This window comes from Streptomyces sp. NPDC041970 (assembly GCF_055588985.1).
On the sequence record NZ_JBVJCD010000004.1, the window covers coordinates 101,384 to 120,835 of the forward strand.

At 74.5% G+C, this 19,452-nt stretch carries 17 protein-coding genes and 2 pseudogenes; 10 read left to right on the forward strand and 9 right to left on the reverse strand.

Annotated elements, in window-relative coordinates:
• Positions 1-271: 271 nt before the first annotated feature.
• From ACZ6EJ_RS04010 to ACZ6EJ_RS04025, 4 genes and pseudogenes are all read left to right on the forward strand, one after another.
• Complete coding sequence (locus ACZ6EJ_RS04010) at positions 272-832, forward strand: hypothetical protein (RefSeq protein WP_469264389.1); 561 nt, start codon at positions 272-274, stop codon at positions 830-832.
• Between the two features lie 428 nt (positions 833-1,260).
• A complete protein-coding gene (locus ACZ6EJ_RS04015) occupies positions 1,261-1,509 on the forward strand; it encodes a type II toxin-antitoxin system CcdA family antitoxin (RefSeq protein ID WP_469264390.1) in 249 nt (82 codons plus the stop codon).
• Entirely contained in the window at positions 1,506-1,907 is a 402-nt protein-coding gene (locus ACZ6EJ_RS04020; protein ID WP_469264392.1) for a DNA-binding protein, read from the forward strand. Before ACZ6EJ_RS04015 ends, ACZ6EJ_RS04020 begins: the two co-directional genes overlap by 4 nt.
• 462 nt (positions 1,908-2,369) lie before the next feature.
• Positions 2,370-3,318, forward strand: a pseudogene (locus tag ACZ6EJ_RS04025) (RNA polymerase subunit sigma-70).
• Here the strand turns inward: ACZ6EJ_RS04025 and ACZ6EJ_RS04030 are convergent.
• Entirely contained in the window at positions 3,319-3,534 is a 216-nt protein-coding gene (locus ACZ6EJ_RS04030; protein ID WP_018522248.1) for a DUF4287 domain-containing protein, read from the reverse strand.
• Between the two features lie 57 nt (positions 3,535-3,591).
• The gene (locus tag ACZ6EJ_RS04035; RefSeq protein ID WP_469264393.1) at positions 3,592-3,720 is read right to left on the reverse strand and encodes a hypothetical protein; all 129 of its coding nucleotides are present in this window, start codon (positions 3,718-3,720) and stop codon (positions 3,592-3,594) included.
• A 147-nt stretch (positions 3,721-3,867) separates the two neighbouring features.
• On the opposite strand from ACZ6EJ_RS04035, the pseudogene ACZ6EJ_RS04040 reads away from it, so the two are divergent.
• The 3 genes and pseudogenes from ACZ6EJ_RS04040 to ACZ6EJ_RS04050 all read left to right on the forward strand — a co-directional run.
• A pseudogene (locus ACZ6EJ_RS04040) lies at positions 3,868-4,194 on the forward strand (DNA-binding protein); the annotation flags it as partial.
• Positions 4,195-4,565: 371 nt separating this feature from the next.
• On the forward strand, positions 4,566-4,781 hold the full coding sequence (locus tag ACZ6EJ_RS04045; RefSeq protein WP_469264395.1) for a DUF6243 family protein: 216 nt from the start codon (positions 4,566-4,568) through the stop codon (positions 4,779-4,781).
• Positions 4,782-5,541: 760 nt separating this feature from the next.
• Positions 5,542-5,859: a hypothetical protein gene (locus tag ACZ6EJ_RS04050; RefSeq protein ID WP_469264396.1), complete on the forward strand. Its 318-nt coding sequence runs from the start codon at positions 5,542-5,544 to the stop codon at positions 5,857-5,859.
• A 125-nt stretch (positions 5,860-5,984) separates the two neighbouring features.
• Here the strand turns inward: ACZ6EJ_RS04050 and ACZ6EJ_RS04055 are convergent, their stop codons facing one another.
• Positions 5,985-6,650: a response regulator gene (locus ACZ6EJ_RS04055; protein WP_469264397.1), complete on the reverse strand. Its 666-nt coding sequence runs from the start codon at positions 6,648-6,650 to the stop codon at positions 5,985-5,987.
• Entirely contained in the window at positions 6,632-7,840 is a 1,209-nt protein-coding gene (locus ACZ6EJ_RS04060) for a sensor histidine kinase (protein ID WP_469264398.1), read from the reverse strand. Before ACZ6EJ_RS04060 ends, ACZ6EJ_RS04055 begins: the two co-directional genes overlap by 19 nt.
• 150 nt (positions 7,841-7,990) lie before the next feature.
• On the opposite strand from ACZ6EJ_RS04060, the gene ACZ6EJ_RS04065 reads away from it, so the two are divergent.
• Together ACZ6EJ_RS04065 and ACZ6EJ_RS04070 are read left to right on the forward strand one after the other, a co-directional pair.
• Complete coding sequence (locus tag ACZ6EJ_RS04065; protein ID WP_469264400.1) at positions 7,991-8,551, forward strand: VanZ family protein; 561 nt, start codon at positions 7,991-7,993, stop codon at positions 8,549-8,551.
• A 169-nt stretch (positions 8,552-8,720) separates the two neighbouring features.
• On the forward strand, positions 8,721-9,866 hold the full coding sequence (locus ACZ6EJ_RS04070; RefSeq protein ID WP_469264401.1) for an NADH:flavin oxidoreductase: 1,146 nt from the start codon (positions 8,721-8,723) through the stop codon (positions 9,864-9,866).
• 7 nt (positions 9,867-9,873) lie between these two features.
• Here ACZ6EJ_RS04070 and ACZ6EJ_RS04075 read toward each other — a convergent pair whose 3' ends face one another.
• The 5 genes from ACZ6EJ_RS04075 to ACZ6EJ_RS04095 all read right to left on the reverse strand — a co-directional run bounded on the left by ACZ6EJ_RS04075 (position 9,874) and on the right by ACZ6EJ_RS04095 (position 18,592).
• The gene (locus ACZ6EJ_RS04075; RefSeq protein ID WP_469264513.1) at positions 9,874-10,839 is read right to left on the reverse strand and encodes a D-alanyl-D-alanine carboxypeptidase family protein; all 966 of its coding nucleotides are present in this window, start codon (positions 10,837-10,839) and stop codon (positions 9,874-9,876) included.
• A gap of 297 nt (positions 10,840-11,136) precedes the next feature.
• Positions 11,137-12,399 carry a sensor histidine kinase gene (locus ACZ6EJ_RS04080; RefSeq protein ID WP_469264403.1) on the reverse strand — a complete coding sequence of 421 codons (1,263 nt, stop codon included), beginning with the start codon at positions 12,397-12,399 and terminating at the stop codon, positions 11,137-11,139.
• Between the two features lie 5 nt (positions 12,400-12,404).
• The gene (locus ACZ6EJ_RS04085) at positions 12,405-13,220 is read right to left on the reverse strand and encodes a response regulator transcription factor (protein ID WP_469264404.1); all 816 of its coding nucleotides are present in this window, start codon (positions 13,218-13,220) and stop codon (positions 12,405-12,407) included.
• A 41-nt stretch (positions 13,221-13,261) separates the two neighbouring features.
• Positions 13,262-14,203, reverse strand: coding sequence for an endonuclease/exonuclease/phosphatase family protein (locus ACZ6EJ_RS04090; protein WP_469264515.1), 942 nt, complete (start codon positions 14,201-14,203; stop codon positions 13,262-13,264).
• Between the two features lie 702 nt (positions 14,204-14,905).
• Complete coding sequence (locus ACZ6EJ_RS04095) at positions 14,906-18,592, reverse strand: AfsR/SARP family transcriptional regulator (RefSeq protein WP_469264406.1); 3,687 nt, start codon at positions 18,590-18,592, stop codon at positions 14,906-14,908.
• 209 nt (positions 18,593-18,801) lie between these two features.
• On the opposite strand from ACZ6EJ_RS04095, the gene ACZ6EJ_RS04100 reads away from it, so the two are divergent.
• Positions 18,802-19,401 carry an SDR family NAD(P)-dependent oxidoreductase gene (locus ACZ6EJ_RS04100; RefSeq protein ID WP_469264408.1) on the forward strand — a complete coding sequence of 200 codons (600 nt, stop codon included), beginning with the start codon at positions 18,802-18,804 and terminating at the stop codon, positions 19,399-19,401.
• Positions 19,402-19,452: the final 51 nt, after the last annotated feature.

The following is a 19,452-nucleotide window of genomic DNA, read 5'->3' on the forward strand; positions in this document are numbered from 1 at the left end:
ACTCATGGGCAGACGGCTGCACCCCAGTGCAGCAATTGCAGCGAGCACCACCGTCCTACGGCACCACCTGACTCGCTGCAACAGATGCGTCTGAGGTTCTCGAGCAGGGAGTGTCGCTGGGTGACGAAAGTCGAGGGCCGGCGGGAGAGGGGCCGAGGCCAACGCCGCCGTGGGACGGGATGTAGGCGTGCGCTGCACTTCAATCTGCGTCCCGTCCCTCATACGGGTGACGGGGCCCCGAAGGCACTGCGTGGCCTGTATAGAAGTGGCTATGACAGGTTTCATGTCCGCGCTCTTCCCTGAACCCACTGATCTTGACCGCTCCGGAGACCTCGATGCCGCCAGCCGCATCGAGCTGGGCGACACCCTGCTGGCACAGTTTCCCACTGAGGCTGCTTGCCGCTCGAGTGCCTTCAAACGTGCCGCTGCCCAGCGTGGCCTCTCCGTAGCCCGTGCGAGGGAGTACGTAGCCCTGGCACGATGGTTCAGCCCGGACATGCGCGAACGCATCTTTTCAGAAGTCCAGATCTCCTACACGGTCTTGAGGGAAGCGGCCCGCGATTACTCACGGTCTGGCATGCCTGATCATCAACGCTGGGACGCCCTTCGTTCGATGATCGATTCTGCGGCCAGTGAGGGCCGGAAGCGCGTAACCGCGAACGAGTACCGCTCCGTCATCGGCTCGAGGCAGATTCCGAATCAAGCCAGCTCCATGCCCGCCGAGGCTGTGATTCGACAGCTCGAACGCCCCGAGGTTTGGCAAGCCGTGGTCGACCACATCGTGGCAGACCCTGCTAGCAGACGCGAGGTGCTGCTACGTCTCTCGGCGTGATCATCACAAGGCGGATTGGCAGGCGCTCTTCACTGGCCCGTGCCCTTAGCGCTTCACGACAGGGCGCGTGCCACAACGTGCCAGTAGGAGCGGTGAACAGCAGTCAACCTCAGGCGCGGGAAGGTGGTCGAGAACCCCGCATCTGATGGCCTTCCCGAGGTCAGAGGCCATCAGATCGCCCGAGCGCCGTTGATTCCCAAGCTTAGAGCGCGAGTTCGATTCTCGTCACCCGCTCCACGACGAAAGCGCCCTGGTCAATGACTCGGGCCTTTTGCTTGCCGTCCACCGGCACCGGCTCGTAGCGTCACTCGCCAGGGACAGCCTGTGAGTGATCGCGCCCATGTCACCCGGAACCTGCGACCGCTGGCGTCAAGGCTGGGGACCAGGAACCCGAGCCAGCGTGTGCATACTCAAGTATGCTTGGACTTATGTCCTCAACGACTCGCATCACCGTCACGCTGCCTAGCGACCAGGTGGCGGAACTCCGCAAGCTCACGGACAACATCTCCGGGTACGTGGCGGAAGCCGTAGCCCGCCAGATCCGGCACCAGCTCCTGGGCGACGACCTTCGTCGGCATGAGGAGGAGCACGGACCCTTCAGCGACGAGGAGCTTGCCGAGGCTCGACTGAAGATCTTCGGCTCCGCCGGTACCTCCACGGGCGCGGATGCCGCGTGAGCGAGCGCATCGAAACCGTCGTCCTGGACTCGGAAGGGCTCTCCGCCTGGATCGCGCAGGACCGCAAGCTCCTCGCCATGCTGCAGGTCTTCCACTACATGGGAGCCGACCTGGTCATCGGGGCCAACACCATCGTGGAAGTCAGCCACTCCCGCACCAACATGCCGCGCCTGAACTGGGCCCTGTCCCGCGTCAAGGTGGAGCCGGTCACCGAACAGGCGGCGAAGGCGGCGGCTGAGCTTCTCAAAGGGGCCGGACTGCACGGGCACAAGTACGCCATCGACGCCACGGTCGCCGAAGTCGCCCTGCGCCAGCCGAAACCCGTCGCCCTCCTGACCTCCGACAGCGACGACATGACCAAACTCTGCGGAAACCAGGTCCGCGTCATCCCTCTCTGACCTGACGCGCAAGCCCACCCCGAGCACGCCCCCTGGCAGGCTCCGCTACACCGCTATCCGCGTGCCCCATCCGTGCCCAGCAGAGCGGACAACAGCGGTCAGGTACAGCCCCCAGAGGCCAGGGAAGTCCAAGCTTCCTCGCAGGAAAGTGCAGGTCAGAGCTTCCCCGAAGGTCCAAGCACCGCTGATTGCCAAGCTCAGAGCGCGAGTTCGATTCTCGTCACCCGCTCTTCCACGAACCCCCAGGTCATCGGCCTGGGGGTTCGTCGTTGTCATAGACCTCCCCAGGCGCCTGGCACCACCTCCGCACCACCTGGCCCCTCTTCGCGGCACTCGCGGTCGCTCTTGGCCCGCCCTCGGGATCGCCGCACATGCCCGCAGCTCTATCGTCATGCGGGTCGGACGGGCGGCACACCTGGCCACATGCCGAGGTGGCGCGTCATCGGGAGCGGGGGGAGCAACATGGATGACGAGGCGCGGGCGATGGTGCTGGAACGTGATGCGTACCGAGGTGAGTTGGTTCGCTACTGCTATCGGATGCTGGGGTCGTACGCAGATGCCGAGGATGCCGCTCAGCAGACGCTCGTCCGGGCTTGACAGAACGCCGGGCAGTTCGAGGGCAGGTCGCCCCTGCGCTCATGGGTGTACCGCATCGCCACCAACGTGTGTCTGGACGCCCTGGCCTCCAGGGGGCGGCGGGCGCTGCCGATGGACCTGTCCGGGCCTTCGGACGGTGCCGCACCTCCAGGCGCGCCGGCGGACGGCGCGCTGTGGATCGACGCCCTGCCCGGTGGTGGTCCGGCGGCTTCGGCGATGACCGGCGAGTCGGTTCGGCTGGCGTTCGTCGCCGCGCTCCAGCGCCTGCCGCCCAAGCAGCGAGCCACGTTGCTCCTGCGGGATGTCCTCGGCTTCTCGGCCCGCGAGGTCGCCGACCTGCACGACTGCACCCTCGCCTCCGCCAACAGCGCTCTCCAGCGGGCCCGCGCCACTCTGGCCGACCCCCGGGACAGGGCCGACGAACTCGGCCTCCCGGCGCCCGGTGGCACTCAGCAGGTCCTGGCCGAGCGATACGCGACGGCGTTCTCCCGTCGTCGACGCCACGCTGTCCCTTCCGCCGTACGCGAAGTGGATGCGCGGAATGGCCGACATCGAATCCTGGCTGACCGGACCAGCCATCGGCTGCCGCGGATCACGACTCGTCCCGACCGTGGCGAACGGCTCCCCCGCCTTCGGCCAGTACCGGCCCCGTACGGACGGGACCGGTTACGAGCCCTGGGCGCTCCAAGTCCTCGAGTTCTCCGGTGACCGCATCGCGAGCATCACGGCATTCCGTGACACCGCGCTCCTCTTTCCTCTGTTCGGCCTGCCGGGATACCTGAGCGGTGAAGGATGCCTCGGCGCCCAGCCCTGATCACTTGGCGCTGTCCTCGGCGAGTGTGTGGGCGACGAGGGCGTTTGCATGGCCGTGGCCGAGTCCGTGCTCGGACTTGAGCCAGCCGACCAGCTCCATGTGCTTGGTGAGCGGTGAGGAACGGATGAGCCCCTTCCACTCGGCGATCGGACGGCCGTACTTCTTCTCGATGGACGGGAAGTAGCTGGCAGGGCCCTTCACGGCGTTGTCGGTCATGGATGCTCCGTTTCGGATGGTGATCATCTTGGTGGTACCGGTGCGAACGGCCTTCGGCTAGTGGTCGCCCGGAGCGTCGGCCAGCCGCGCCATCACCGCGCTCAGCCACAACAGTCCGAGGCCGGCACTGCCGGTAAACGCCAGAATCGACGCGGCAGAGGCCATGAACCCGGCGAGGACAGCCACGGCAAGTCCGCCACCCCGCATACTCCAGCAGGCTGGACTCATGTCTCCACGACTCGCATCACCGTCACCCTTCACCGGCGAGGAACTCGCCGAGGCGCACGGGAGGATCTTCGGCTCCACCCGCCCCTCCACGGGCGCGGACGCCGCGTGAGCGAGCGCAGCGAAACCGTCGTCCTGGACTCGCAAGGGCTCTCCCCCAGGGTCGCGCAGGACCGCAAGCTCCTCGCGATGCCGCGGATCTTCCACGGCATGGACGCCGGCCCGGTGATCGGGGCCAACACCATCGCGAAAGTCAGCCGGTCACCCGCCAAGACGCCTCACCTGAACTGAGCTCTCTCCCGCGTCGAAGTGGAGCCCGTCGCCGAACAAGCGGCGGAAGCAGCAGCGGAACTCCTCAAGGCCGCCGGGCTGCACGGACACGAGTACGCCACAGCCGCCGAGGTCGCCCCGGGGCAACCGCAACCCGTCGCCCTCTGAGCTGGGCCTCCCCCTCTGGCCCGAGTCGTGCTGCGCATCGCGGGCATCGCGGCGGAGCCTCCGGTACACACACGCGACCGCACGGTGCGCGTCGTCGTGACCGACCACCGTCGCCCGCAGGTCTCGGTGACCAACGAGGCTGAACCGGGTGGCCGGTGCTGGGATTTTCGGAAGGGAGCGGTTGGCGCTGGGCGGCGCAGCGTGTGGCGTGCGGGGTCTACGGGAGCGGGTAACGTCTTTGTCATGTTCTTCTAGAGACGGATGGACGAGTGAGAGTGCGACGGGCCCCTGCTGACGTCCCCGACCTCAGCCCGCCCGTCCTCCACCGATGAATTCGTAGATCCCTCCACATCATTCCGGGAGAACCCATGACCGTGAGCAAGAACATCAACAACCCCGTGGGCATGGGCGGCGGCCAGCGCAAGCGGCTGTCCCGCGCCGAGCGGCAGAACAACGGCCCGCACCGCAACCTCGACCGCGAGGGCGCCGCCGAACAGAAGGCGGAGCTGGTGCGCAAGATGCGTGAGAAGGCAGGCGCGGCCGAGGGTGCGGAGCAGGCGGGTGGCGACACCGCACAGGGCTGACGCGTCACCTCCTCGGGAAGGCGGTGCGCGGGCCGGGCTGCCCGGACCCCGAGCCGCGGCCGCCGCGGTCGATTCCGGGTCTGCCGCTTCGCCCCGTCGATCTCGTGGTCGGCGGGGCGAAGTGCTGTGAAGGGGCTGGTGCGGGCGCGGGCCCAGGGTGTCGCGGGGGGCGCCGATGCCGGGGAGGTCGGTGGCGGCGCCGGCGGGTTCGTGCTGGGAGGTCGGTCTCGGCCAGGGCCCGGTGGCGGCATCGGCGCAGGCCGCAGCGTCCGGAGGTACGCCACCTGTTCGAGGGCCCGTCCCCGTACGGCGCCGCGAGCGCTCGGGCCTCGATGTCCTCGCGCTGACGGCGCGGATCCCGGACCTGTGGGGCTGGGCCGGTCTCGGCGACGCGGCGCGGGGTCCTGAGCGCCCGCCCTTCGTCGCCCACCCGCCGGAGTACGTCGCGCCGCGTCTCCGCGCGAGGGACCGGGACAGCACCGAGGGTGTGCCCCGCGCCCTGTCCGACCTGCGCTCCGTTCGCGGAAAGCCCGGAGGGGCCGCGGGAGATGACGCGTACGGTCCTCGCGCGGTACGGGTCGGGGCGACCCGTCGCACCCACGTCGGCAGGCCCGGCCCCGCACGCGCCCCGCCCGCGCCCCGCACGCGCTCGGCAGCGCGCTCGGCAGCGCGCTCGGGTGCTGCCGCGTGTCCTCGCGCCGGTTTCCGTAGTGGCTTGATCGCACTGGGTGATGGCCGAACTGCTGGCAGGGTGATCGCCATGCAGTACTGCGAACGCCATGAAATGCACAACTGCGCGGACTGTGCTCCGCGCACACCGCACGTCAGCCCGTCCACCGGTGCGTGGGACGGCTGGTCGGCGGCCGCGATCATCGTCCACGCCAGCGGCAAGGCCCATCTCCCCGGATGCCCGCACATCGAGCCCGCCGACGTCCGCCCGCCCGTCTACGGCTGGGTGCCCGCCCCGTCCCCCGGAGCGTGGCGTCGTCTCGCACCGTCCCACCCGCTCCGCGCCACCCGGGGCAACACCGGGCGAGCGGCGGTGAGCCGCTGCGAGACGTGTGACGCGGCGCTGTAGGGACGCCGCTCGGCTGCTCGGCCGGGCTGGGCCGGCCATGCTCGGCCGTGAACTTCGGAGCAGCCGGAACCGGTCGTCTCCGGCCCCGGAGGCCCTGGCCCGCGTTCCGGAGCGCGGCCGCCGTCTCAGGCCCCGCGGTTCGTCAGGCCGGTGCGCCAGGTCCAGGCCGCGATCTCCACGCGGTTCCGCGCGCCGAGTTTGGCCTGCACGTTGGTGAGGTGCGTCTTCACCGTGCCGACCGTGATGGAGAGGGCCGCGGCGATCTCGGCGTTGGTCAGGCCCTCCGCCAGCAGGACGACGACCTCCCGCTCGCGCGGGGAGAGCGGGGTGGGGGGTTGTGGCGGGGGCGGGGCGGCTCGGAGCCGTTTCAGGAGCCGTACGGTGATCGACGGGCTGACCAGGGAGTCTCCGGCGGCGGCCGCGCGGACCGCCTCCGCCAGGAGCCGTGGGCCGGAGTCCTTGAGGATGAACCCGCCGGCCCCCGCCTCCACCGCGCGGGCCAGGTACTCCTCGTCGTCGAAGGTGGTGACGATCACGACCTGCGGGCGGTGCGGGGCGTGGGGCCGGGTGAGGTGGCGCAGGGCGTCCAGGCCGTCCAGGCGCGGCATCCGGATGTCCATGAGGACGACGTCCGGTCGGTGCCGCTCGACCATCTCCAGGGCTTGGAGGCCGTCCTGGGCGTGGGCGACGACGTCGATGTCGGGCTCGGCGGAGAGGATCATCGCCATGCCGGTGCGGACGATCTCCTGGTCGTCGGCGAGCAGGACCCGGATCACGGGCCGTCCCTCCACGCGTCCTCCCAGGGGATGCGGGCGTTCACCCGCCAGTGTCCGCTGCCGTCGGGGCCGGCCCGGAAGGCGCCGCCCTCGGCGGTGACGCGTTCCGCGAGCCCGACGAGACCGTACCCCGCCGCCGTCGGCGGGAGGGGACCGGTCCGGTCGTTGACGACGTCCACTTCGGCGGAGCCGGGCAGGACCCGGAGGGCCACGGAGACCTGCCGGGAGTCCGGGGCGTGCTTGCGCACGTTCGTCAGCGACTCCATGACGACCCGGTGCACGACCGCCAGGGCCGCCGCCGGGAGCCGGTCGACGGGCCCCTCCTCCGCAAGGCGGGCGGGCCCGCCGCCGGGGAGGGAGAAGGACGCCACGAGCGTGCGGAGTGCTTCCGCCCCGCCCGCCGGTACGGACGCGGTCTCGGTGCGCAGGCCGCCCACCATGTACCGCAGGGTCCGCAGGGCCTCCGAGCCCGCCCGCTCGATCTGCCCCAGCGCCGCCGCCGCCAGCTCCGGCTCGGACCGCGCGACCACCTGTCCGCCCTGGGCCTGCACGACGATGCCCGTCACGTGGTGCGCCACGAAGTCGTGCAGGTCGCGGGCGAAGGCGAGCCGCTGCTCCAGGCGCACCCGCTCCGCGTGGCGGCGGCGGTCGACGGCTGCCAGCCGGGCCACGAGCGCCCCGATCAGCCCGGCGACGGCGGTCAGGGTGCAGAAGAGCGCCAGGATCAGGCTGTTCTCGCTCGCCTCGACGGCCACCGGGCGCAGGGCCACCGCCAGGCAGAGCAGGAGGGACGCCCCCGCGGCCTGCCGGGCGGCTCCGTACCGGACCGTGGGCACCAGCACCACGACGAGCGCGGCGATCTCGAACAGGGTGTAGGCGTCGGCGCGCTCCACCGGCGAGCCCGGCCGCCCGGCCGCCGCGCGCATCCATCCGCTGCAACCGAGGGACACGGCCCCCGCCAGGCCGCCGGCCACCGCCACCGCCCGCGGATCGGCGCGCCACCGGCGTACCGCCCAGACCGATGCCGCGAGGAGGGGTGCGGCGGCCGAGAGGAGGGCCTGGGGCGCGAGGGCGGAGCGGTGGGCGCCGCTGCGGTGGTCGGCGGCGAGCGCGAGCACGAGGACGGCCCCGACCAGGGCGGCGCCGAGGCGGAACAGGGCACGGCGCGTCCGGGAGGAGCCTCGGCCGATGGGCGGGGAGTTCATGACGGCAGCGTACGTACCGGGTGCGGGAGGCCCCCTCTGCCGAAAGTCGTAGCGCTCCGGGAAGGCTCCGTCCTTCGGCGGATCCGCGGTGGCGACCGCGCGGACGACGATCGTCCACGACGATCCGCCGGCACATCCCAGGGGCGCCCCATGAACTTCCAGGTCCAGATTCCCACCATCGCCGTCCTCGGGCCGGCCCTCGCCGTCTTCGCCCTCGTGGCCCTGGCGCGCCGCCGGCGCGGCGCCCCCGGCTGGCGGGGCGGGCCGCTGGTGCTGCGCGCCGTCACCGCGCTCTACGCGGCGGCGGTCGCCTCGCTCACGCTCTTCCCGCTGTGGGTCTACGGCGGGGACTACCGCAACCAGGCCGAGTGGATCGGGCAGATCCAGCCGATCCCGCTGCTCATGGCGGACGTCACCATGGTCCCCAACGTGGTCATGTTCCTGCCGCTCGGCTTCCTCCTGCCGCTGTTCCTCCCCGGCCTCGGCCGCGGCCGCACCGGCCTGGTCTGCGCCCTGATCAGCCTGGGCATCGAGGTCGTCCAACTGCTCCAGTACGTGGCCTTCGCCCACGGGCGGGCCGTCGACGTCAACGACCTGATCGCCAACGCCCTCGGCGGGCTCATCGGACACGCGGCCCTGCGTGCCGCGCAGCGCCGGGCCGCCGCACGGGCCGTGCTGGACAAGGCGTCCCCGCACCCCGAAACCGTCTGACCTGCCCCGTACGGGCCCCGCACACCGTGCGCCCTCGGGGCGGCGCCCGGCTCGCCGCCGCCCCGCGAGACGTCGGCCACATCCGGGGCGGCGTCGGGATGGGCGCGGGGGCGGTGGGTGTTCAAGCGGGGGGATTCCCGGACAGGAAGAGGACACCGACGTGACAGACGTGACAGATGTGACAGACCCCGTGGGACCGGCCGGGGCGGCCGCCGATCGGGCGGCGGGCGTCCTGGCCCGGCCGTTCTCGGTCCGCGGGCTCACCGCGCGGAACCGGATCGCCATGGCCCCCATGACCCGGCAGTTCTCCCCGGACGGCGTGCCGGGGCGCGATGTGGCGGACTACTACGCCCGCCGGGCCGCCGGCGGGGTCGGGTTGATCATCACCGAGGGCACCTACGTGGACCACGACTCCGCCGGGACCAGCGACCGGGTGCCGCGGTTCCACGGCGAGGCGGCGCTCGCGGGATGGGCGGAGGCGGCGCGGGCCGTGCACCGGGAGGGCGGCGCGATCGTGCCGCAGTTGTGGCACGTGGGCGTCACCCGTGACGAGGGCGCCGGGCCCGTGGTGGACGCGGAGCCGGTCGGGCCCTCCGGGGTGTCCCTGGCCGGGGAGCCCAAGGGGCGCGCCATGACGCAGCAGGACCTGGACGACGTGGTCGCCGCCTTCGCCTCGGCCGCCGCCGACGCCGAACGCCTCGGCTTCGACGGCGTCGAACTGCACGGTGCGCACGGGTACTTGATCGACCAGTTCCTGTGGGCGGGGAGCAACCGGCGTACCGACGCCTACGGGGGCGACCTCGTGGCCCGGACCCGTTTCGCCGCCGAGATCGTGGCGGCCTGCCGGGCGGCCGTCTCCGACGCGTTCCCCCTCTTCTTCCGCCTGTCCCAGTGGAAGCAGGACGCCTACGAGGCGAAGATCGCGCACACCCCGCAGGAGTTGGACGCCCTGCTCGCGCCGCTGGCCGAGGCCGGTGTCGACGTCTTCCACGCGTCCACCCGCCGTTACTGGCTGCCCGAGTTCGAGGGCTCCGACCTGAACCTCGCCGGGTGGGTGAGGAAGGTGAGCGGCCTGCCGACCCTGACGGTCGGCTCGGTCGGCCTGGACGGCGACTTCTTCGGCGCCTTCCGGGGCGCCGGTTCCGCCGTCACCGGCATCGAGCAGCTGCTGGAGCGGATGGAGCGCGACGAGTTCGACATGGTGGCCGTGGGCCGCGCGCTGATCGCCGACCCCGAGTGGGCGGCGAAGACCCTGTCCGGCCGCACCGGGGACATCGTCCCCTTCTCCGCCGACATGCTGTCCACCTTGCGCTGACGCACCGTCAGTACGCTGTCGTGGCGGGCCCGGCGGCCTTCAGCGCCGTCGGGCCGGAGCGGCCGGCCGCCGCCGGGAGGGCCTTGCGGATGGCCTTGATCAGTTCGTGGCTCGCCTCCTGCGCCGCGGCGCTGCCCTCGGCGGGGGAGGTCCCGGCGCGTTGGTGCAGGACCACGCCGATGATCAGGCGGCTGGTGCCGGCGACGTCCTGGGTGGCGGCCCAGACGAGGTTGCCGCCCGCCGGGGTGGACGAGCCGGTCTTCAGCCCGATCACCCCGTCCCGCCCCAGCAGCTTGTTGGTGTTGTGCAGGGTCACCCCGACCTCCGGGGCGACGACGGACTGGACGGCCACGATCTGACGGAACACCGGGTTCCTCATCGCGGCGCGGGCGAGCGTCAACTGGTCGGCCGACGTGCTCGTGGTGCTGGCCTCCATGCCGCTCACCCCGGTGTACGTCGTGCGGTCCATGCCGAGCGCGGCGGCCTCCCTGTTCATCCTGGCGACGAACGCCCTCTCGTCGCCCGCGCCCCAACGGGCCAGCAGACGCGCCACGTTGTTGCCCGAGGGCACCATCATCATCTCCAGCAGCCTGCGCTGGGTGTACTCCCGCCCCTCGATCACCGGCGCGGTCGTCTCGTCAGCGGCGTACGACTCGTTGGCCGCCTGCGCGTCGGCCACCACCGTCGCGCCGGGTCCGTCGCCGCGTATCGGGTGGTCCTTGAGGACCACGTAGGCGGTCATGACCTTCGTGACGCTGGCGATGGGCACCGGCTTCTGCTCGCCCCTGGTCCCGAGGCTGCCGATCCCCTCCACCGCGACGCTCGTCTGGCCCTCGGCCGGCCACGGCAGCTCCATCGACCGGGCGAGCGGCGCGACCGGCTCCCCGCCGCCCTCGGAGGGCGCCACCGCCGCGGGCCGGGCGTCGTCGCCCTCGAACGCGTACCAGCCGACCGTGCCCGTCGCGAGCGCCAGGGCCGCCGCCAACGGCACGAGGACCGAGCGGCGGAAGGGGGAGGGCCTGCGAGCGGGGTCCGCCGACTCGGCGCGACGGTACGGCGGTTGCGGGTCAGCCTGCCCGAACCACGGTGCGGGTGACGGCTGTCGGGCCTCTTCGTGCGGCGGACGCGGGCGGCCGGCGGTGGGTTCGGTGGGCATGGGCGCCTCCAGGTGGCACGTGCGTTCTCACGTACCGCTCACCTTCGACGAGGCGTTCTTCGGGCTCGGTGCGGCGCCGTTTCCGTGGGCGCGTAGGTGCGTTGCGATTCCGTATCAGGCGGTGTTCCGGGCGGTCCGGCGGGTCAGGTCCAGGGTCGCGACCGCTCCCCCGTCCGGGGCGTTCGCGAAGGTCAGCCGCGCCCCGAGCACCTCGCTCTGGCCCTGGGCGATGGTCAGCCCGAGCCCGTGCCCGCGGCCGCGTTCGCTCGCGCCGGTGCGGAAGCGCTGGGGGCCCCGCGCCAGCAGGTCGGCGGGGAAGCCCGCGCCGTGGTCCCGTACGACGATCCGGGGGCCGGCGACGGCCACCTCGACCGGGGCCGCGCCGTGGCGGTGGGCGTTGGCGACCAGGTTGACCACGATCCGCTCCACCCGGCGCGGGTCGGTCTCCACCACCTCGGCGTCCCGGACGGTGACGCGGGTGTCCGTGCCGGTACGCCGCACCACGTCGGCGACCAGCTCGCCCAGCGGCACCGGGTCGGGGCGGGACCGCTCGGCGCCCGCGTCGAGGCGGGAGATCTCCAACAGGTCCTCGACCAGGCCGTTCAGGGCGCGCACCCGGTCGCGTACGAGCGCGGTCGCCTCGTCGTCCTCCGGGAGCAGCCCGGCGGCGGTGGCCAACCCCATGAGCGGGGTGCGCAGTTCGTGCGCCACGTCCGCCGTGAAGCGCCGCTCGTTCTCCAGCCGGCGCTGGAGGGCGGTGGCCATGTCGTCGACGGCCGCCGACATCTCGGTGATCTCGTCGCGGGCCCGCCCGGCCGGGCCGATGCGGGCGTCCAGGTCGCCGTCGGCGATCCGGCGGGCGGTACGGGCCCCGTGGCGCAGCCGCCGGTTGATCGGTTCGGTGGCGAGGGCGGCGAGCGGGACGACGACCAGGAGCGCGGCGAACACCGACGTGACGATGGAGCGGTCCAGGAGTTGGAGGCCGCGGACCTCGTTGCTCATGTCGTCCCGGACGACGAGCACGTCGTCCCCGACGGCCACGGCCCCCCACATCCAGTACCAGTTGGGGTCCTCGGCGTCGTACCAGGTGGCGTACGGGCCGGTCGCGCTGTGCCGGGCGGCCAGTGCGCGGGCCAGCGGCTCGGGCAGCTCGGCCCTGGTCCTGACGTCGACGTCGGCCGGCGCGTTCCCCGTACGGCTGTGCTCGCGCTCGGCCGCGACCAGCCGGGTGATCGTCCGCTCGTACCCGACGCGCATTCCGCGCTCGCGGGTCGCGTCGTGCACCAGGAAACCGATCACCGCCGAGACCGCGCAGCAGGCGGCGGCGGCCAGCGCGGCGATCTTCCAGCGCAGGGCGCGCGGGTTGAGGAAGCCCACGGCGGTCAGCCGCGGACGAGTTTGTAGCCGAAGCCGCGGACGGTCTCGATGCGGCCGCTGCCGATCTTCTTCCGCAGCCGCAGCACGCACAGGTCCACCACGCGGGTGTCGCCCTCCCAGCCGTAGTCCCAGACGTCGCGCAGCAGGCGGCGGCGGTCGAGCACCATGCCGGGCGCGGCGGCGAACTCCAGCAGCAGGCGCAGCTCGGTGGGGGTCATCGGCACGGTCTCGCCGCCGCGGCGCACCTCCATGCCGAGCGTGTCCACGCTGAGGTCCCCGAAGACCAGGACGTGGTCGGGGGTCGGTTCGGGGGTCGGTTCGGGGGTCCGCGGGGGCTGGGGGCGCGGCCCGTTCCACCCGTCGGCTCCCCGGTCGGCGGCCCCGCCCGCGGACGGTCGCGGCGCGCCGAAGGTGGCGCGGCGCAGCAGCGCGCGGATGCGGGCCACCATGACGCCGGTGTCGACGGGTTTGACCACGTAGTCGTCGGCCCCCGCCTCCAGCCCGGCCACCACGTCGAGGGCGTCGCCGCGCGCGGACATCATCAGGACCGGGACCGGGCTCTGCTCGCGAATCCGGTAGCAGAGGCCGATGCCGTCCAGCTCGGGCAGCATCACGTCGAGGATCAGCAGGTCGTGCCCGCCGGCGCGGAACGCCTCCAGCCCGCTGAGGCCGTCGGCGGCGACGTCCACCCGGTAGCCGTACCGCTCCAGGGCCAGTTGGACGGCGCGCCGGATGGTGGCGTCGTCCTCGACCACGAGCACGCTGACGGGGTCCGGGGCCCGGCCTTCCGACACGCTCTCCCCCTGGGCTCGCGAGGTCATGGTCGTCCGCATCGTAGTCGGGCGGGGGTCCGGGGGCCGGGTCACCGTCCCAGCGCCGCCGCGACCGGCAGGTGGTCGCTGCCGGTGGCGGGCAGGGTCCAGGCGGAGACCGGGGTCAGGCCCCGTACGAACACGTCGTCGATGCGGACCACCGGGAACGCGGCGGGCCAGGTGAAGCCGAAGCCGGCGCCCGCCTCGCGTTGCGCGGAGCGCAGCCCGGACGTCGCCGGGGCGAGCGCGCGGTCCTGGGCCGTGCCGTTGAAGTCGCCCAGCACCACGATGCGGGGGGCGGACTCCGCGCGCAGCGCGGCGGCCAGCTCCCCGGCGGCCTCGTTGCGCCGGTCCGTGGTGAACCCGGCCGCCGAGACCCGTACGGAGGCGAGGTGGACGGCGTAGACGGCGACGGGTCCGCCGGGGGCCCGCACGGTGGCCCGCATCGCGCGGGTCCACGGCATGATCGGCACGTCCTCGACGTCCGCCAGCGGGTGCTTGCTCCAGAGGCCGACCCCGCCGATCACCGCGTGGTGCGGGTAGGCGGCGGACAGGGCGCGCGTGTACACGGGCGCCGACGCGTCGGACAGCTCCTCCAGGGCCAGTACGTCCGCGTCCGCCGCGACGAGCACGCGCGCCGTGCCGGCCGGGTCGGTGTTGGCCTCGTCCACGTTGTGGCTGACCACCGTCAGGTCCCCGCCGCCGGTCCCCCGGTCGCCGAGCGTCCCGCCGAAGAGGGCCGTCCACGCCACGGCGGGGGCGAGCACCGCGGCGGCGGCGAGCCGGGAGCGGTGCGCGGCGGCCAGCAGGAGCAGGACCGGGACGCTCAGACCCGCCCAGGGCAGCAGGGTCTGGAGGAGGCTGCCCAGGTTGCCGACCGTGTTCGGGATGTACGCGTGCAGCGCCATCACCACCGTGCAGACCCCGGCCGCGCCGGTGAGCCACAGCCCGGCGCGGGACGCGGCGGCCCGGTCGGCGGGGGCCCCGCTCACGGGGGTGGTGGGCGGCGCGGGGGCGCGCGGCGCGGGGGCGCGGGCGTGCGCCGGGGCGCGGGCGGGCTCCGGGGTGGCGGCGGGTTCCGGGGCGCGGGCGGTCGCCGGGGCGGCGGGCTCCGGGGCGCGGGCGGTCGCCGGGGCGGGCTCGGGCTCTGGGACGTGCGGCGCGGGGGTGCGGGCGTGCGCCGGGGCGGCAGCGGGCTCCGGGGCGTGGGCGGGTTCTGGGACGCGGGCGGTCGCCGGGGCGGGCTCGGGCTCTGGGGCGTGCGGCGCGGGGGTGCGGTCGTGCGCCGGGGCGCGGGCGGGCTCCGGGGCGTGGGCGGGTTCCGGGACGCGGGCGGGCTCGGGGGTCGGTGGCGGGTCCTCCTGGGTGCTCAGCACGGCATGTGTCTCCCAACATCGCGTACACCGGGGGTCGGGTACGCCCCCAGCGTCCGCGAGCCGCGCTTCCGGTCGGTCTGGGCGATGCTTCCGGGGGCGCTCGACTCTGTTTCAGTCACGTCTCGGAGCGGCTGGGCCCGTGTCGCGGTCGGCCTGCGGCCTGCGGTCCGGGGTGGTTCCCGTCCGGCGGTCGGAGCGCGTATCCCGGTCCGGGCACTGCCCCCGCCCCGGCCGTCAGCCCGGCTCCCCCGGTCCGAGCGCCGCTCCGGCCCCGAACGGCGGACGGCATCCCCCGGTCCGGGCGCTCCCCCCCGGCCGTCAGCCCGCCTCCCCCTGTCCGGGGGCCGCCTCGTCCGGTTCGGGGGTGAGCGCCGTGCGGGCCCGGTGGAGCGCCGCGTCGGGGGGCAGCCGCGCGCCCTCCTCGTACGCCGCCGTGAACGCGGGCTCGCCCAGCGCGGCCCGCGCCGACGCGGTGACGCGGTCGACGTCGCCGCGTTCGGCGGGGGGCAGCGGGGCGCCGGCGCGGCGGCGGGCGGCGGCCGCCGCGCCGAGGAGGGCGGCGGCGCGGGCGGCGGCGGGCCGGTGGCCGAGGAGGGCGGCCGCCCCGGCAAGGCCCTCCAGCGAGAGGGCCAGGGCGCGGGGCTCGTCGAGCGCGCGGGCGATCTCCAGCCCCGCCAGGTGGTGGGCGGCCGCCGCCTCGGCGTCGCCCCGCAGCTCGGCGACGAAGCCCAGCTCGGCGCGGAGGAGGTGGTCGCCCGCGTCGGACGACACGTCGGCGTAGCCGTCGCGGAGGTGCAGGAGGTACGCGGCGGCCGCGTCGAGGTCGCCGGAGCGGCGCGCCCCGAGGGCGAGGCCCATCTCGGAGTGGATCTCCCCGTACTTGTACCCCTGTTCGGTGGCGATCCGGTGTGCCTGCTCGTGCAGGTCGCGGGCGCGGTCCCAGTCGCGGGCGAGCAGCGCCAGGCGGCCGAGACCGGAGAGCCGCGCGGACACCTCCGCCTCCAACCCCAACTCCCGCGCCATCTGCAGCCCTTCGTGCTGGCGTCGCTCCGCGTCCTCGTACGCCCCCTTGATCTCGGCGAGCGCCGCGAGCGGCGAGACGGTCTGCAACTCGCCCCACCGGTCGCCCAGTTCGCGGAAGAGCCGGGCGCTGCGGAGCCCGTCCCGGCCGAGTCCGGTGAGATCGCCGCGCACCAGGGCGAGCGTGGCCCGCAGCCCGAGGGCGGCGGCGGTGCCCCACTGGTCCGACGCCCCGGCGAAGAGGGCGAGGGCTCGGGTGTTCAGCTCACCGGCCTCCGCCGCGTCGCCCGCGCTGAACAGCCCGTACGCGCAGAGCCAGAGCGCGCGGGCACGCCGCACCGGGTCGGGGATCGCGTCCCCGACGACGGCGAGGTCCCGGTCCGGTGCCGGGGGGCGGCCGGGCCCGGAGGGGGAAGCGGCCAGGTGGTCCCCGGTGAGCAGCGCGAACGCGGTGTGCAGCAGGGCCAGTTCGGCGTCCTCCGAGGGCGGTGAGGCAGGTGCCGGGGCGGGAGTGGAGGCGGCGGCCAGTACGGTCCCCAGGCTGCGGCGGGCCTCCGTGAGGCGGCCGCGCAGCAGCCACCACCAGGCGAGGGCGGTGGCGAGCCGGACGGCCTCCCGCGGTTCGCCCGCGCCCGCGCGGCGCACCGCCTCGTCGAGCGCGGTCCGCAGGTTGCCCGCCTCGGCGTCCAACCGCGCCAGCCAGGACCGCTGTTCGGCCCCGCGCAGGCGGGGCTCCGCGCGTTCGGCGAGGTCGCGGTAGTGGCGCAGGTGGCGATCGCGTACGGCGGTGAGGTCCTCCATCTCGTGCAGCCGCTCGGTCGCGTACGCGGCGACGGACTCCAGGAGCCGGTAGCGGCGGCCGGTGGGCCCGTCCACCACGACGACCAGGGACCGGTCGACCAGCCGGGTGACGAGGTCGAGGACCTCCTCGCGCGCCACGCCGTCCCCCGCGCAGACCGCCTCCGCGGCGTCCAGGTCGCAGCCGTCGCTGTGCGCGGCGAGGCGGCGCAGGACGATGCGCTCGGGCGCGCTGAGCAGTTCCCAGCTCCAGTCGATCACCGCGCGCAACGTCTGCTGCCGGGCCGGCGCGCCGCGCTGCCCGAACGTCAGGACCCGGAAGCGGTCGTGCAGCCGGGACGCCAACTCCCGTACCCCCAACGCCCGTACGCGGGTGGCGGCCAGCTCCAGCGCGAGCGGGATGCCGTCGAGGCGGCGGCAGATCTCGGCGACGGCCCGGCGCTCGGGCTCGTCCGGCGCGTCCGGATCGCGCGGGAAGCCGGGGGCGGAGGCGGCGGCGCGCTCCATGAACATCCGGACGGCGTCGGCGGGCGGCAGCGGTTCGACCAGGAACATCGCCTCCCCGGCCAGCCCCAGCGGCTCCTGCCCGGTGGCCAGGACGCGCAGTCCGGGGGCGGTGCGCAGGAGCAGGTCGGTGAGTTCGGCCGCGGCGTCGACGACGTGCTCGCAGTTGTCCAGGACCAGCAGGGTGCGGCGGTCGCGCAGGGCGGCGGCGAGGCGGTGCGGCGGGGACGGCGTCCCCGAGCCGGTGCCCGGCAGCGGGTGCGGGGCGTCGTCCCGGATGCCGAGGGTCGCGGCGACGACCTGCGCCAGGTCGGCGGCCGTGCCCGCGCGGAGCCCGGAGAACTCGACGAGCCATATCCCGTCGGCCAGTTCGCCGGGGCGCGCGCCGTCCCGCTCCGCCGTGGCGGCCGCCACCGCCAACCGGGTCTTGCCCACGCCGCCGGGGCCCGTCAGCGTCACCAGGCGGGCTTCCGCGAGGAGTTCGGAGACCCGGTCGAGAGCCTTGCGGCGGCCGATGAGGGGGGTGAGGGGGACGGGGAGGTTGGAGTGCGCCGGGGCAGGGGCCGCCGCGGGGGGCGCGGTCTCGGCGGGGGCCGCTGAGGGCGCGGTGCCGGCTGAGGCCAGGGCGGCGGTGTGGTCGGCGGGGGGCGTGGCGTTCGCGATACCCGCATGGGGCGTGGGGGCCGTGGCGCCCGCCCGTCCCGCGGGCTCTGCGCCGCCTCCCGCGCCTCCCGCGCCGATCCGCGTGGAGCCCGCGCCGCTCCCCGCGCCTCCCGCGCCGATCCCCCCGGAGCCCCCGCCGACCCCCGTGGGCCGTACGCCGCCTCCCGAGGGCGCCGCGCCGCCCCCCGTGGCACGCGCGCTCTCCATGAGCCCCGCACGGCCCGCGGCAGGCACGCCCCCGTCGGACCCGGCGGCGAGCGCGCCCCCCGCCGCCCCCGCGCCCGTGAGCGCCGGGTCCTGGCGGAGCACCGCCCCGTGCAGGGCGGCCAGTTCGGGGCTCGGGTCGACGCCCAACTCCTCGACGAGCCGGGTCCTCACATCCTCGTACGAGGCGAGCGCCTCGTTCTGCCGTCCCGCCGCGTACAGCACCCGCATCTGCACGGCGCGCAGGCGCTCCCGCAGCGGGTGGAGCGCGACCAGGCCGGCCAGCTCGCCGGCGAGGAGCGCGTGGTCGCCCGCCTCCAGGCGCGCCTCCGCCTGGTCCTCCAGCACGGTGAGCCGCTGCTCGGCGAGGCGCTGCGCGGGCCCCGCCGCGAAGCCGTCGTCGGCGAAGTCCGCGAACGCGGGGCCCCGCCACAGCTCCAGCGCCTCGGTGAGCAGCGCGGCCCGCGCGCGGGGGTCCCGGACGGGCCGGGCCTCGGTCACCAGGGCCCGGAACCGCGCGGCGTCCACCGCCTCGGGCCCGTCGTCCAGGCGCAGCCGGTAGCCGGGCGGCTGGCGCACCACCCGGTCCCGGCCGATGGCCCGGCGCAACTGGGAGATCTTGGCCTGGAGCGCGCCCGCGGGGTTGCCCGGCGGCGCGTCGCCCCACAGGTCGTGGATGAGGCGGTCGGTGGAGACCGGTCCGCCGTCGTTCGCGAGCAGGTCCGCGAGCAGGGCCCGGACCTTGACCTCGGGGACGGTGACCTCCCGCCCCTCGCCGTCCCACACCACCAGTGGCCCGAGCACCCCAAACCGCATAGCCGCCACCGTACAGGTGCGCGGTCCCCTCCCTCCGGGTCATCCCCCAGCCGCCCACCTCACCGAGCGCGCCGACCCGCCGTGCCCGAAGGGGCCTCCGGCCCGTCCGAAGGTTTCCCGAAGGTTCTCCGAAGGGCTCGCGCGCAGAGTCGTCCCCGGCGGCACCACGCACCGGCGCGGGGCGGGCGGCCTCTGGAGGGAGCGGCACCATGACCAAGTACGCGCGCCGACGGGCCCTGGTCGTCGGCGAGGCCACCGGCATCGGCCTGGCCATCGCCAAGCGCCTCGTCGAGGGCGGGGCCACCGTCCTGCTGACCGCTCCCACCGCGCCGGAGCGCGCCCACGCGGTCGCCGAGCTGGGCTCCGCCGCCCATGTCGTGGCCCCGGCCGCGGTGGAGGCGGCTCTCACCCGGCGCCGCGGCGGCCCGGCCGAGGACGCTGTCGACGACCACCGCCCCGTACGGGGCTTCGCCGGTGGCGTCGACCTCCTCTTCGCCGACGCCGTCGCCACCGCCCGTCCGCTCCTTCCCCACGTCGAGGACGGTGGCGCGGTCGTGCTCACCGCCCCGACCCCGTGCCCCGCCGCCGTGCGGGCGCTCGCCGCCGAGCTGGCCTCCCGAGGCGTGCGCGTCAACGCCGTCGCGCCGGGCTGTATCGAGGCGCCGGGCTCCGGCGCCGTACCCCTGCCCCCGCTGGGGCGGCTCGGCGCCACCGAGGAGGTGGCGCGCGCCGCGCTGTTCCTGGCGACGGAGGCGACGTTCACCACGGGGGCCCGGCTCCCCGTCGACGGCGGGCTCGGCCCCCCGTGACCCGGCCGCCGCTCACCCGGCCGCGTCCCCCGGCCTCCCCGGCCAGGCCGC

Excerpts from the sequence above, each read along its gene's own strand:
- ACZ6EJ_RS04010 (WP_469264389.1), top strand. The coding sequence starts at position 272 with ATGACAGGTTTCATGTCCGCGCTCTTCCCTGAACCCACTGATCTTGAC.
- ACZ6EJ_RS04015 (WP_469264390.1), top strand. The coding sequence starts at position 1,261 with ATGTCCTCAACGACTCGCATCACCGTCACGCTGCCTAGCGACCAGGTG.
- ACZ6EJ_RS04030 (WP_018522248.1), bottom strand. The coding sequence starts at position 3,534 with ATGACCGACAACGCCGTGAAGGGCCCTGCCAGCTACTTCCCGTCCATC.
- ACZ6EJ_RS04045 (WP_469264395.1), top strand. The coding sequence starts at position 4,566 with ATGACCGTGAGCAAGAACATCAACAACCCCGTGGGCATGGGCGGCGGC.
- ACZ6EJ_RS04050 (WP_469264396.1), top strand. The coding sequence starts at position 5,542 with ATGCAGTACTGCGAACGCCATGAAATGCACAACTGCGCGGACTGTGCT.
- ACZ6EJ_RS04060 (WP_469264398.1), bottom strand. The coding sequence starts at position 7,840 with ATGAACTCCCCGCCCATCGGCCGAGGCTCCTCCCGGACGCGCCGTGCC.
- ACZ6EJ_RS04065 (WP_469264400.1), top strand. The coding sequence starts at position 7,991 with ATGAACTTCCAGGTCCAGATTCCCACCATCGCCGTCCTCGGGCCGGCC.
- ACZ6EJ_RS04085 (WP_469264404.1), bottom strand. The coding sequence starts at position 13,220 with ATGACCTCGCGAGCCCAGGGGGAGAGCGTGTCGGAAGGCCGGGCCCCG.
- ACZ6EJ_RS04095 (WP_469264406.1), bottom strand. The coding sequence starts at position 18,592 with ATGCGGTTTGGGGTGCTCGGGCCACTGGTGGTGTGGGACGGCGAGGGG.
- ACZ6EJ_RS04100 (WP_469264408.1), top strand. The coding sequence starts at position 18,802 with ATGACCAAGTACGCGCGCCGACGGGCCCTGGTCGTCGGCGAGGCCACC.